The following is a 12,944-nucleotide window of genomic DNA, read 5'->3' as shown; positions in this document are numbered from 1 at the left end:
CTCTTGGCGCGTGCTGAGAGCTCCACCACAAAGATGCCTCTAAACCACGGCTTATGCCCAGGGTGATTTATAATGAAGCGAATACCACAACGGGATGGCGAATTTGAGTGAGTTTATCCTCTCCCAGGAGATACCCCTTCGCTTGGGATTTTTTCTTGGCATTTTCGGCCTCATGGCACTATGGGAACTCGCCGCCCCCCGGCGCAAGCTCTCCGTATCCAAACCGGTGCGGTGGCTGAACAACCTCGCCCTGGTATTCTTTAATACTCTCCTTTTACGGTGGCTTTTCCCCGCCGCTGCGGTAGGTATGGCGGTGTTCGCTTCCGAACACAATTGGGGTCTTTTCAATATCTATCCACTTCCCCTCTGGTGGGCTGTTGCCCTTTCGGTGCTAATACTGGACTTTGCTATTTGGCTTCAGCATGTCATGTTCCATGCCGTACCCGCTCTGTGGCGACTCCACCGGGTCCACCATGCCGATCTCGACTTTGATCTCACCACTGGGATCCGTTTCCATCCCCTGGAAATAGTGCTGTCTATGGGGATCAAATTTACCGCCATTGCGGTACTAGGGCCGCCTGTGGTAGCGGTCATCATCTTCGAAATTCTGCTGAATGCCACTTCCATGTTCAATCATAGTAATGTATATCTCCCTATCCCGTTGGATAAAATACTACGCAGGTTTTTGGTGACCCCTGATATGCACCGCGTACATCATTCCGTGGAAGACGATGAGACCAATTCCAACTTTGGCTTCAACCTGCCTTGGTGGGATCGGCTGCTCGGCACCTACCGCGATCAACCCCGCGCAGGCCATAAGACTATGGACATTGGCATCCATACTTTTCGCAATCTCTGCCACTGCGCCTGGCTGCCGGGAATGCTGCGGTTGCCCTTCATTGGCCGAATAACCGACTATGCCATCAATCGCCGCCAATGGCCTAATAGGGATTAATATCTAATGGAGCCGTCCAGCGAAGGGCTTTCCTTTCGGCGGCGACCACTTTAAATTATCGAGTACAGGCCCTTCAGAAGCATTTTGTCTGCTTGGGCAAAGCGTCTTCCGCTCATCCAACTATGTATTGGATCCCATAAATAGTCTATTTTTATACAAAGTAGACTATTTTTATAGTCTTGAGTGCAGATCATGTTGATTCGAAAGATGCTTCTAAACTGGAAAATAGGAATAGTCTTCGTGGGGCTATGGGGGGTCGGCTGCGCAAGCCAAGTACCGGTGGTCATCCGCATCCCTCCCCCGGAAAATCCAAGCGTAGCGGAAGTCCGTGCCGATGTAAGCCATTATATGGAAACCCAGGTGCGATGGGGTGGCACCATTACCGCCATTCAGAATGGTAAATCCGAAACCTCTATTGAGGTAATCTCCCATCAACTTGATAGCGAGGGGCGGCCCAAGGATTATAGTCAGAGCGAGGGACGCTTCATTGCTAAATTTAAAGGATTTCTTGATCCAGCTATCTACAGCGTAAAACAGGATCTGACAATCTTTGGTACCGTGAGTGGCATAGAGACCCACTCCATCGGCGAATTTCCTTACCAATTCCCAGTTATTACGGTGGATTCATCCTACCTATGGAAACCTCGCTCCGACTATTATAGCTATGAACGATACAATCCTTGGTTCTACGGACCTTACCCATATTATGGAAATTTTTATGGCTATTATGGTTGGCCCTATGGATTTTGGTGGTAGGAGCCCCAAGCGGCCATTTCGTCCTAGCTAATTGCCAACTTTTTAATTACCCAATAGTCTATTTTTTGATTGAAATAGCGGATGGCAGAGACGCTGAGTCGGTTCATGAACGGAACTATGTCTTGCTAAATAGCGTAACTTGGGGAAAAGCAACGCTGCGCCTTCCCTGCTTCTCATCTAAAATTTGCTGGAAAGCATCTCATGAGCTATGGTTAATTAAGATATTTAAACCGTCTTAAAAGAAAACCTTGCAATTATCACTCATTCACCTGGATGCCGTCGCTATTGCGCCTAAAAGGCATCGGGGTGGTTTATTCAAGCATGGCGCATCTAAGGAGAGTAGAACATGCACAGAATAGAATATGTTCCTGACGCCACCTTTAAAACCCGGGTCAGAGATGAATCCCTTGAAGGCTCCAATCCTTATCGCTGGCAGGATATCACCAGCAAGGAAATTTTTGCCGGCAAGAAGGTGATTGTTTTCTCCTTGCCCGGGGCCTTCACGCCAACTTGCTCATCCAACCATCTACCCCGTTATGAGGAACTTTATGATGAATTCAAGGCCATGGGGATAGATGAAATTTATTGTATCTCGGTGAACGATGCCTTTGTCATGTTCCAATGGAGCCGCCATATGGAAGCGAAGAAAGTCAAAATGTTGCCCGATGGCAATGGCGAGTTTACCCGCAAGATGGGGATGCTGGTAGATAAGAGCAACCTTGGCTTTGGCATGCGTGCCTGGCGTTACTCCATGCTGGTAGATGATGGAAAGATTGAAGAATTATTCGTGGAACCTGACTTTTCCGATAACTGCCCCACTGATCCCTTCCAGGTTTCCGATGCCGATACCATGCTAGCTGCCCTCAAGGGAGAGGAGCCAACGGAAGTATCGGAGCCACGGCGCGCATTTGTCGGCTGAACTTTCGCTATTGAGCGGGGGGGATTCCCTCCCCTAGCTCGCCTAAAGAAGCTTGCTCCAGCACCAAAGGATCTTTGTGCTCCGGAGGCAGGATTGGTTTGTACCCAGCTCACTGGATGATTCTGATAGCCCGCAGTAATAACCAGATTAGCAGTAAGGGAAGAATAATCGTCTGTAAAACAAAAACCACAATCAAAGCAATCACATGCTCGGCAATCTCTTCCGATTTTACCTTTAACCGTTGAATCTCTGCCTCGAAATCCAAAGATTTCCGCATTCCTCCCATTAGCTGGGATAATTTCTCCTGCCAGGTCTGCTCCTTTATCCGGTCTTCCTCAGACGGCAACGATTCTTCAATCCGCTTGAACTCCTGACTCTCCCGCTCTAGAGCTCTCATTGAGACTTGCTGTTTCTCCCTGATAAAATCTTCAAACACCTGGCCGCTAAGAAAAGCCACCGTGGGCACAGCGAAATTAAGGAGTAAAGCCATCAGTAATAATTGCTTTACCCAGGGAGAGAACTGCCAATAAATACGGGCCGGCCACCACAGGCAGGCCATAAACAATAGTGCTGAGCCAAGTAGAAAAATGCGTATTCCCCACCAACCTGCCATCTCCAGCAACAGCTTTTGTAGACCCAAAGCAGTGGTGCTGGCCAGCATGACCCAGGAAAAACGCTCGATAAGGTCATTGATAGGATCGAGCACTTCTCCCAGCGCAAAATTCGCTCCCACGCCTGCCGGTTCAACAGCCAATTTGGTGCCCTGGGCCACGGAAATCACCCCATTCAAGGCCCGTGCTACCGCAAATGTAGTCAGTGCCTGCGTAAAAACCCGGTCAATATAATCCTCCCCGTACTGGCTGAGGGTACCCAACCAGGCTAAAACCACCAAGCCTAGAAGCAGTATAGTTAAAGCCAGCTTTTTTAAGGGAACCCGCTTATCCGCTCCCGCCCCTCCAACAGATCTTTCTGGCTCGCCGCCATTCGGGTTTCGGCGGTGCTTCCTAATGGCAGTCATCCAATCATCGCCTCCATCAAGCTAACACCCTCCAGCATACCGGGATTGCGCGCTATCCCTCGCACTTTAATGCTTCTACGCCCTTTCAACCGCATATCATCGTTGAGAAAAAGCATCGTATAATATCTCTGGCAAGCTCCAGAAGAAAAAATAAATACTTTTTCCTTAAAATTATACCCTCCATGGAGACTTACCCTTGCCATTCCGGTAATATTAAGCTTCGGAACACGTAACCACATTTCTCAACACGTCCTTAACAACCAGGAAAATAATAGCGCCTCCTTGTAAATAATGATGGGCTCTTATCATACTAGTTACGATTCAGCTGATAAAAACTACCAGGATTATATTCTTCCTGGCGTCTCCCGTACCTTTGCCCTCACTATTCCCCAACTCCCTCCCCCCTTGCAAGAGGTGGTAGCCAATGGCTATCTCCTGTGCCGCATAGCCGATACCATTGAGGATGAACCCACCCTCAGCATCGCCCAGAAAAAATACTTTTCCAACCTTTTCGTTACCGTAGTCGCGGGGCAAACCTCGGCTGAATCTTTTGCCTGCTCCCTATACCCTCTCCTATCGGAGCATACCCTAGCTGCCGAACGGGAACTTATTCAAAATGCGCCACGGATTCTCCGGATCACTTACAGCTTCAACCCCCGCCAACGAGCTGCCTTGGAACGCTGTGTATGCATTATGTGCGACGGTATGCCTCGCTTTCAGAATACCGCCAGCTTACGAGGCCTAGCCGATATGGAGGCCATGGACCAATATTGCTACTTTGTCGCCGGCGTCGTCGGCGAAATGCTGACGGAACTTTTCTGTGATTACTCTCCTGGGATCAACCGCAACCGTGAAGCTCTACGCAATCTCATGGTCTCTTTTGGCCAGGGTTTGCAGATGACCAACATCCTCAAGGACATCTGGGACGATAGAAAAAGGCGGATTTGCTGGCTGCCGCGCACCGTCTTCGAACAAGCAGGCTTTAATTTGGATAACCTTGAGCCCGGCCACTATCAATCTGCCTTTGGCGATGGTCTCCAACACCTCATTGGCGTCACCCATGCCCATCTCCGCAACGCCTTAACCTATACCCTACTCATTCCCCCGGAAGAAGGAGGTATCCGGCGTTTTTGTCTATGGGCTATTGGCCTTGCCATGCTGACATTGCGCAAACTTCATCGGCGTCGGAATTTTTCGGCTAGCTGGCAAGTCAAGATCTCCCGCCGTAGCGTAAAAACAACAATACTCTTAACAAGTATTGCAGCAAATCACGATAAGGTATTAACATTCCTGTTTAATCTTGCGTCAAAAGGTGTACCTTTTATACCACTAAAGGTAAATAGCAACGACAGTAAACAAACATCTATGCCGCAAGCGTCGCCAGAGAAATAGGCTTCATGGAATTAATAAACCCAAGGGGATCACATTATGACCCGCGCACTTCGACAAGCTCCGGAATCGGCTGGCGCCATAGGTATTGCCGCCGCTTCACCAGCAACTGAAACTTCAGGCCAAGATACCCACCCTAGAGAGATCAGTGGGGCCATCACCGCTGCCCGGGATGCTTTACTCAAACTCCAGCAAGCGGATGGTCATTGGTGCTTTATGCTGGAAGCAGATTGCACCATCCCTGCTGAGTATATTCTCTGGACCCACTTCACGGGCGAGCTGGAACCTGAAATCGAGCGTAAACTCGCCGCTCGCTTGCGTGCTAAGCAAGCCAGCCATGGGGGCTGGCCCCTGTACGAAGGGGGCGATTTGGACATTAGCTGTTCAGTGAAAGTCTACTACGCCCTAAAATTGGTCGGGGATGATCCCAATGCGCCCCACATGCGCCGGGCCCGCGAGGCCATTCTCGCCCAGGGCGGCGGTGCCCGCGCTAACGTTTTCACCCGCCTTGCCTTGGCCATGTTTAGCCAGATTCCCTGGCGTGGAGTTCCTTTTATTCCCGTGGAAATCATGCTTCTGCCCCGTTGGTTTCCCTTCCATTTGAGCAAAGTCTCCTATTGGTCGCGGACAGTTATGGTTCCTCTGGCTATTCTTTACAGCCTTAAGGCGCAGGCCCAAAATCCCCGGAATGTGCATATCCAAGAGTTATTCACTGTTCCACCAGAGCAGGAACGGCACTATTTTCCGGTACGCTCCCGCCTCAACAAAATTTTGCTTTCGGTGGAACGCACGGCCCGTTTGTTGGAGCCATTAATTCCCTCGATGCTCAGGCGCCGCGCCCTCAAAAAAGCAGAAACCTGGTTTACCGAGCGCTTAAATGGGGAGGATGGTCTCGGAGGTATTTTTCCCGCCATGGTCAATGCCCACGAATCCTTGATTTTGCTAGGTTATAGCCCGGATCATCCTTGGCGGGTTCAGGCTAAAAAGGCACTTCAGAATCTGGTGATAGAAGAGAAGAACTCCGCTTCCTGCCAACCCTGCCTATCCCCAATTTGGGATACGGGTTTAGCCGCTCTGGCCCTCCAGGAAACCGAGGGCGGACATACCACAGCGCCAGTCATCCGCGCCCTCGATTGGCTCAAGGAGCGGCAAATCCTGGAACAGTCTGGAGATTGGCAAGTACAACACCCTAACCTTAAAGGGGGAGGCTGGGCTTTTCAGTATAACAATAGCTACTATCCTGATCTCGACGATACGGCCCTCGTAGCTTGGAGCATGGATCAAGCCGCAACCCCGGAGCGCTACGGGGAAGCTATAGGGCGAGCCTGCGATTGGCTCTGCGGAATGCAATCTCGCAATGGAGGATTTGCTGCTTTCGAATCAGATAATACGCATTATTATCTAAATGAAATCCCCTTTGCCGATCATGGGGCGCTGCTCGATCCTCCCACTGCGGATGTTACTGCTCGCTGCATCGTATTGCTAGGCCGTTTAAATAAACCCCAATATGCGGAAACTCTGCAGCGCGCCCTAGATTATCTGCGCCGGGAGCAAGAGCCTAATGGCTCCTGGTTTGGTCGTTGGGGCACCAATTATATTTATGGGACCTGGTCAGCCCTGACCGCCTTGGAACAGGCAAACATCGACCCCCAAGAAGGATTTATTCGGAAGGCCGTTGAGTGGCTAAAACAAGTTCAGCGTTTAGATGGGGGCTGGGGTGAAGACAACTATTCTTATTTCGATTCTTCTCTTGCTGGCCGCTATCAGGAAAGCACGCCTGTTCATACCGCCTGGGCCCTGCTTGCCCTCATGGCCGTAGGGGAAGCCAATAGCGAGGCCGTTAAAAAAGGCATTGCCTATCTCCTGCAGATCCAGCAAGAAGATGGGCTGTGGGACCATCCAGCCTTTAATGCTCCCGGCTTTCCCCGCGTGTTTTACCTTAAATACCATGGTTATGATAAGTTTTTCCCCCTATGGGCCCTCGCCCGCTATCGCAACCATCTTAATCGGCAGTGTTGATCACAAACGCTAGCAAAGCAGCCCGCCAAACGACTGCAGCGCTGCCCTTATCGTTCATGGGGACCGGCGTGGTGGCCGCCTTACCAGCGGAAGGCGGCTGCCTCGCCAAACAGCGGCTGCGCCCCGGCGATAAGATTGCTTTGGCGGACTCACTTCATTTGCAGCTTTCCGGTATCGGCCCTGAACGGGCCCGCCGGGCTGCCGAAGACCTATTATCAGCAGGTGCTAAAGCCTTAATTAGCTGGGGAGTCGCTGGCGGCCTGGCGCCTCACCTGGAGTCAGGAGTTTTACTTCTGCCAGAGCAGGTACGCCTCCTCAGTGGAGAGCAATACGGCACTGATCCCTATTGGCTGCAATCTCTCTTAGAGCAATTGGAAGGAAAATTACCCTTATCCAATGCTCCCCTCCAACACACAGAAACTATCCTCTCCTCGCCAGAGGAAAAAACTCGTCTTTATCGACAAACAGGCTGTGTGGCGGTGGATATGGAAAGTGCGGCTGTGGGCAAAGCGGCAGCCAGCGCCGGCGTCCCATTTCTGGTGATCCGGGCGATAGCCGATCCGGCTCCAACTGCCTTGCCCCCATCAGCCCTAAAGGCCCTGAATAGTCAGGGACAATTACAGCTATTCGCCTTGCTGGCAAACCTGCTTAAGCGGCCCTGGGAAGCGCTTGATTTATGGCAGCTTGCAAGACACTTTCAGGCTGCAAGGACCACTTTACGGGCGGTAACGGCAAGAATAAGCCCTACCCTCCTAATCCCATAAATGAGGGGATATCAGCAAGCCATGCGTGCCCTTATCCTAGCCGCCGGTCGCGGTAAACGCCTTACCAATCACCACAACCAACCCAAATGCCTGCTGGAGTTCGACGGCCGCAGTCTACTTGAGCGCCATCTCCTCATCCTTTCCCAATTAGGGGTTCAAAATGTTGCCATTGCAACCGGGTATCAGGCCGAACAGGTAGAACAGGCGCTCGATAGGTTGGCATTCCTTCCTCGCCCTCAAACCGTATATAATGCTGATTTTAATGCGGGCAGCATCGTCAGCCTCTGGTCCTTGCGGGATCAACTCCGTGCCGGGGGAGAGGTTCTATTGATGGATGCGGATGTGCTCTATGACTACCGCCTAGGGCAACGCCTCCTGCAATCCCCCCACAGGAATTGCTTTCTGCTTGACCGCGACTTCGAACCTGGCGAGGAGCCGGTCAAGCTCTGCCTTCGGGAGGGGCTTCTGGTGGAATTTCGTAAACAGATTCCAGCAGGACTGCACTACGATACCATAGGCGAGTCGGTGGGCTTCTTTCGTTTCTCGGAAGCAATGGCCTCCCGGCTCGCTGATAGGTGTCAAAACTATATCGATCAATCACGCCAAGAAGCGCCCCATGAAGAGGCCCTGCGGGATCTGCTGCTAGCAACGCCAGAGCGCTTTGGGATCGAGGATATCACTGGATTACCCTGGATAGAAATTGACTTTCCAGGGGATATTCAGCAGGCTAAAAATCTCATTTTGCCCCAATTGCGGTTCCTAGATTCACCCGTGCCAAGAGCTAAAATTTAAAATTTTTAACACTAAAAATATTAACCCTGATATATGAGCACTGTACCCTTACCCACGGCTGGAACTTTTAAACGTCGGCCTTCAAAGTTTGCCCAATTACGGGCTTTACTGAAATCCGAACCCACAGAATTTCTGCTAGAAGCCCACAATGGCCTTAGCGCCCGGATTGCCGAAGAAGCCGGATTTAAGGGAGTTTGGGCCAGTGGTCTGGCAATTTCTTCCCAGTTTGGAGTCAGAGACAATAACGAGGCTAGCTGGACCCAAATAGTGGATATGCTAGAGTTTATGTCCGACACCACCACTATTCCCATTCTCCTGGATGGCGATACGGGATATGGAAATTTTAATAACTTGCGCCGGCTAGTGAGAAAGCTAGAGCAGCGGGAAATTGCCGGCGTTTGTATCGAAGATAAAGTTTTCCCTAAAACTAACAGTTTTATTGGCGGTGAACGCCAGCCTTTAGCTGAAGTGGACGAATTTTGCGGCAAGATCAAGGCTGGGAAAGATTCTCAAAGTGATCCCGATTTCTCCATCGTGGCACGAGTCGAGGCTTTAATCGCGGGCTGGGGGCTGGATGAAGCCTTACGCCGCGCAGAAGCTTACCATCGGGCTGGGGCGGATGCCATATTAATCCACAGTAAACTTTCCCAAGCCGATGAGATCCTAGCCTTCGCCAGAGAATGGGGAAACCGGGCACCACTCATTATTGTCCCCACTAAATACTACAGTACGCCCACCGAAGTATTCCGCAAGGCGGGCATCAGCACCGTCATTTGGGCTAATCATTTAATTCGGGCCGCTGCGGCCGCAATGGCTCAAGTGGCGCGGGAAATCCATGATACGCAAACCCTAGTTAACATCGAGGATCAGGTTGCACCGGTCAGTGAAATTTTCCGCCTCCAAGGGGCCGAGGAATTACTGGCTGCTGAACGCCGTTACGGCGCTTCCCCAGAGGCCGAGACGGGAGCGATTGTGCTGGGGGCTACCCGGGGCAAAGGACTAGAAAGCCTGACTCAGGATCGTCCCAAAGTCATGCTGCCGGTGGCCGGCATCCCACTGCTACGCCGCCTAGTAGACGAATTTAAACGACAGCACGTTAATCGCATCACGGTAGTGACTGGTTATAAACCAGAAGCCATTGATGTCAAGGCTATTTCCCTCATTCATAACCCAGATTACGGCCATAGCAGTGAGTTATCTTCCCTTGCCTGTGCCCTTGAGAGCTTATCCGAGGATACCATCATCACCTATGGCGACCTGCTGTTCCGCAGCTATATCCTAAATGATTTGCGCCACGTGCCAGGAAACATTGTTGTCGTTGTGGATTCTGCCCTTTCTCCTGGCATGAAGGATGATATCCGGGATGTGGCTTTCTGCTCCCAGCCGGATGACCGTTCCTTGTTCCGCCAGGATGTAGACCTCCTTCGTATTGAAACGCAAAAAAAGCAGCTCAGTAAACAGCCCCACGGTCGCTGGATCGGCATGGCCCGAGTCGCGGGTGAAGGACGCCAATGGCTGCTCGATGCCCTCCAAGCATTACGGCAACAAGAGAATTTTTCCCAACTTGCAATGCCCGATTTATTCAATCATCTGGTCGCCAACGGCCACCCAATTAAGGTTCTCTACATTAACGGCCATTGGCTGGATGTAAATGACATGGAGGATCTAACCCGCGCCGGCGACTTTGCCCACGGTCATCAATAATAGGATTCCCATGATAGAAGCCCATGAGTTTATCGACAGTGCTCGCGAAGGCGGGTTTGGCTGTTACGGAGGCGTTCCCTGCTCCTTCCTCACTCCTTTTATTAACTATGTTATCGAGCGCAACGATTTAACGTATGTTTCCTCGGCTAATGAAGGTGATGCCGTTGCTCTGGCTGCGGGCGCCTATTTAGGTGGGCAACCAGCTATTGCTATGATGCAGAATTCTGGTCTCGGTAACGCCGTTAATCCACTGACCTCCCTGACCCATACCTTTCACATCCCGATACTTCTCATCATTACCCTGAGAGGAGACCCAACGCTTCGAGATGAACCCCAGCATGAACTCATGGGCCAAATTACCGGCTCACTGCTGGAAGCCATGGAAATTCCCTGGGAGTATTTTCCCTTGGAAAGCAAGCAAATCCACTCAGCCTTGGAACGGGCCCACCAATACATGCAACAGGCTGAACGTCCTTACGCCTTTATTATGCGCAAGAATTCCGTGGCCCCCTATGGGGCAAGTGGCAGTAAAATTCTCAAGCGCGCTACCCATCAAAATAACGAATTACATCGCTATTACCAGGCCGGTTCTCTCTGCTCCCGCTCCGAGGCTTTAGCTGATCTGCTTTCCCGAACGCCGGAAAAAAATACCGTGGTCATTGCCACCACAGGCTACACTGGCCGGGAATTATGCGCCCTTGAGGATCGCCCTAATCAGATTTATATGGTGGGCTCCATGGGCTGTGCCTCCTCATTGGGCCTAGGGCTCTCCCTGGCCCGTCCAGATTTACGGGTGGTGGTCATTGATGGTGATGGCGCCGCCTTGATGCGTATGGGCAATTTGGCAACGGTGGGTACCTACGGCGGCCCTAATTTAATCCATGTTCTTCTGGACAATGAAGTTCATGATTCCACAGGAGCCCAGGCGACGGTTTCCAACAATTTCTCCTTTGCCCAGGTGGCGAAGGCCTGCGGTTACTCCTTGTCCCTGGAAGGAAACACCCCATCCTTACTGGATGAGTTGTTTACGGCTCCAGATTCTAACGGTCCCCGTTTTGCCCAGCTTAAAATACGCCCGGGCGCTCCCGCGGATCTGCCCCGTCCCCCCTTAACTCCACCGGAGATTAAAGCCCGGTTAATGGCCCACTTAAAGAGGATTCCATGATTTTACTCAATCCAGGTCCGGTTAATCTTAGTGAACGAGTCCGAGCAGCTTTACTGCAGCCCGATCTCTGCCACCGGGAAACAGAGTTTGCCGATTTGCAAGACCAGATCCGGGAGCGGCTGTTGGCTATCTATGATCTTGATCCTGGGCGTTGGGCGGCCGTACTGCTAAGTGGCTCCGGCACCGCCGCCATGGAAGCCATGATAAGCAGCCTGGTTCCGGATCGAGGAAAACTGTTAGTTATTGAAAACGGGGTCTATGGAGAGCGGCTCGCTAAAATTGCTCAGATTCATGGCATCCCTCATACCGCCCTGCGCCATAGCTGGGGGGCCGAAATTGATATCCCGCAACTAGAGCAAATGCTCGCGGAGGAGACGGATATTACCCACGTGGCTGCCGTCCATCACGAAACCACTACCGGACGACTCAATGATCTGGCGGCAATTGGCGCACTTTGTCGCCGGTACAATGCCCAATTGCTAACCGATGGCGTCAGCAGCTTTGGTGCTGAGGCTCTGGCCTTCGAAGAATGGGAAATCAGTGCTTTAGCGGCTACCGCTAATAAATGTTTGCACGGCGCGCCAGGTGCCGCGTTTGTCATAATACGCCGGGATAGCTTGCCCACACCTCCTCCCTGCCGCAGCCTATATCTAAATTTAGCAACCTACTGCCAAGAGCAGGATCGGCGAAATACCCCCTTCACGCCGGCCATCCAATGTTTTTATGCTCTATCGGAAGCCTTGCATGAATTGACCGACGCTGGCGGTTGGCAGGCCCGAGGAGAACACTATCGCCACTTAGCTGATTTAGTTGCCGATGGACTCAGGCAAATGGGTATCAAACCATTGTTACCCCCTGGATCGTCGTCTTGCGTCCTGCGATCCTATCATTTGCCGTCAGATATTGGCTATGAAACATTACACGATGAACTCAAACAGCAAGGTTTCATCATCTACGCTGGGCAAGGAGGATTAGTAGCCAAAATTTTCCGGGTATCCACCATGGGTGCCATTTCCGCACAAGACATGCAACGATTTCTCGCTGCGGTTAAAGATATCTTAACGTAACTTTATTTAACCTCTCTAACCTAGGCGAAAATACTTATTTTATCCCTTCGCCTTGGGAGGGAATAGGAGCATACCGCTACTAAGAATCTATGAAAATCTCATAGGTTCGTTCGCGCCGTCTCTGCCATTGCCCGGCTTTAAAACCGTGGTCTTATATGACTCTTGCGCGCATTTAACGTCTCGCCGTAGCCTGTCGGGACGGTGCTCAAGAGCACGAAGCCATTGATAAACGCGAGGATTTAGGCATGTCAAGGATGCGGCAAAAGCTGATATTTTCAGAGAAAATCATAGATTTAATTAAACAGTTAAGAGCCCCAAGCTGTTCAGCTTCTAGGCTTTGCGCCTACCATGCACATCCAGATATTAAGTCCAGGAGAGGGGGTATTTTAGAGAAAC

General features: G+C 51.3%; 11 protein-coding genes. 10 read left to right on the top strand and 1 reads right to left on the bottom strand.

All coding sequences use genetic code 11. The features are described from left to right. Nucleotides 1-94: 94 nt before the first annotated feature. The 3 genes from NOC_RS07215 (at nt 95) to NOC_RS07205 (ending at nt 2,630) form a co-directional block, all read left to right on the top strand. Entirely contained in the window at nt 95-955 is an 861-nt protein-coding gene (locus tag NOC_RS07215) for a sterol desaturase family protein (protein WP_002810300.1), read from the top strand. A 192-nt stretch (nt 956-1,147) separates the two neighbouring features. Next, on the top strand, nt 1,148-1,711 hold the full coding sequence (locus NOC_RS07210; protein ID WP_147094478.1) for a Slp family lipoprotein: 564 nt from the start codon (nt 1,148-1,150) through the stop codon (nt 1,709-1,711). Between the two features lie 346 nt (nt 1,712-2,057). Further along, complete coding sequence (locus tag NOC_RS07205; protein ID WP_002809619.1) at nt 2,058-2,630, top strand: peroxiredoxin; 573 nt, start codon at nt 2,058-2,060, stop codon at nt 2,628-2,630. 109 nt (nt 2,631-2,739) lie between these two features. Here NOC_RS07205 and NOC_RS07200 read toward each other — a convergent pair whose 3' ends face one another. Continuing rightward, a complete protein-coding gene (locus tag NOC_RS07200) occupies nt 2,740-3,648 on the bottom strand; it encodes a hypothetical protein (RefSeq protein WP_002810906.1) in 909 nt (302 codons plus the stop codon). Nucleotides 3,649-3,939: 291 nt separating this feature from the next. Here NOC_RS07200 and NOC_RS07190 point away from each other — a divergent pair, with 291 nt between their 5' ends. From NOC_RS07190 to NOC_RS07160, 7 genes are read left to right on the top strand one after another with little or no spacing between them, the layout of a single operon-like run. Continuing rightward, a complete protein-coding gene (locus NOC_RS07190) occupies nt 3,940-5,040 on the top strand; it encodes a phytoene/squalene synthase family protein (protein ID WP_002809669.1) in 1,101 nt (366 codons plus the stop codon). 36 nt (nt 5,041-5,076) lie between these two features. Continuing rightward, complete coding sequence (gene shc, locus NOC_RS07185; protein WP_002810759.1) at nt 5,077-7,056, top strand: squalene--hopene cyclase; 1,980 nt, start codon at nt 5,077-5,079, stop codon at nt 7,054-7,056. After that, entirely contained in the window at nt 7,050-7,820 is a 771-nt protein-coding gene (locus tag NOC_RS07180; protein WP_147094477.1) for a purine phosphorylase, read from the top strand. Before shc ends, NOC_RS07180 begins: the two co-directional genes overlap by 7 nt. A gap of 21 nt (nt 7,821-7,841) precedes the next feature. After that, entirely contained in the window at nt 7,842-8,612 is a 771-nt protein-coding gene (locus NOC_RS07175; protein ID WP_011330620.1) for an NTP transferase domain-containing protein, read from the top strand. A 33-nt stretch (nt 8,613-8,645) separates the two neighbouring features. Beyond that, complete coding sequence (gene aepX / locus NOC_RS07170) at nt 8,646-10,316, top strand: phosphoenolpyruvate mutase (RefSeq protein WP_002810069.1); 1,671 nt, start codon at nt 8,646-8,648, stop codon at nt 10,314-10,316. Between the two features lie 10 nt (nt 10,317-10,326). Next, the gene (gene aepY, locus NOC_RS07165) at nt 10,327-11,481 is read left to right on the top strand and encodes a phosphonopyruvate decarboxylase (RefSeq protein ID WP_002808795.1); all 1,155 of its coding nucleotides are present in this window, start codon (nt 10,327-10,329) and stop codon (nt 11,479-11,481) included. Beyond that, complete coding sequence (locus NOC_RS07160) at nt 11,478-12,548, top strand: 2-aminoethylphosphonate aminotransferase (RefSeq protein ID WP_002811554.1); 1,071 nt, start codon at nt 11,478-11,480, stop codon at nt 12,546-12,548. Before aepY ends, NOC_RS07160 begins: the two co-directional genes overlap by 4 nt. The last annotated feature ends 396 nt before the right edge of the window (nt 12,549-12,944 follow it).

Origin of the sequence: Nitrosococcus oceani ATCC 19707, assembly GCF_000012805.1 — a bacterium.
In the GTDB taxonomy this organism is placed as follows: Bacteria; Pseudomonadota; Gammaproteobacteria; order Nitrosococcales; family Nitrosococcaceae; genus Nitrosococcus; species Nitrosococcus oceani.
This window is presented reverse-complemented; position numbering and strand designations above follow the sequence as displayed.

What these genes read in the sequence shown, in the direction of transcription:
- aepY (WP_002808795.1), top strand. Translation starts at nt 10,327, where the DNA reads ATGATAGAAGCCCATGAGTTTATCGACAGTGCTCGCGAAGGCGGGTTT.
- NOC_RS07175 (WP_011330620.1), top strand. Translation starts at nt 7,842, where the DNA reads ATGCGTGCCCTTATCCTAGCCGCCGGTCGCGGTAAACGCCTTACCAAT.
- NOC_RS07210 (WP_147094478.1), top strand. Translation starts at nt 1,148, where the DNA reads ATGTTGATTCGAAAGATGCTTCTAAACTGGAAAATAGGAATAGTCTTC.
- NOC_RS07205 (WP_002809619.1), top strand. Translation starts at nt 2,058, where the DNA reads ATGCACAGAATAGAATATGTTCCTGACGCCACCTTTAAAACCCGGGTC.
- NOC_RS07190 (WP_002809669.1), top strand. Translation starts at nt 3,940, where the DNA reads ATGATGGGCTCTTATCATACTAGTTACGATTCAGCTGATAAAAACTAC.
- NOC_RS07160 (WP_002811554.1), top strand. Translation starts at nt 11,478, where the DNA reads ATGATTTTACTCAATCCAGGTCCGGTTAATCTTAGTGAACGAGTCCGA.
- NOC_RS07215 (WP_002810300.1), top strand. Translation starts at nt 95, where the DNA reads ATGGCGAATTTGAGTGAGTTTATCCTCTCCCAGGAGATACCCCTTCGC.
- shc (WP_002810759.1), top strand. Translation starts at nt 5,077, where the DNA reads ATGACCCGCGCACTTCGACAAGCTCCGGAATCGGCTGGCGCCATAGGT.
- NOC_RS07200 (WP_002810906.1), bottom strand. Translation starts at nt 3,648, where the DNA reads ATGACTGCCATTAGGAAGCACCGCCGAAACCCGAATGGCGGCGAGCCA.
- aepX (WP_002810069.1), top strand. Translation starts at nt 8,646, where the DNA reads ATGAGCACTGTACCCTTACCCACGGCTGGAACTTTTAAACGTCGGCCT.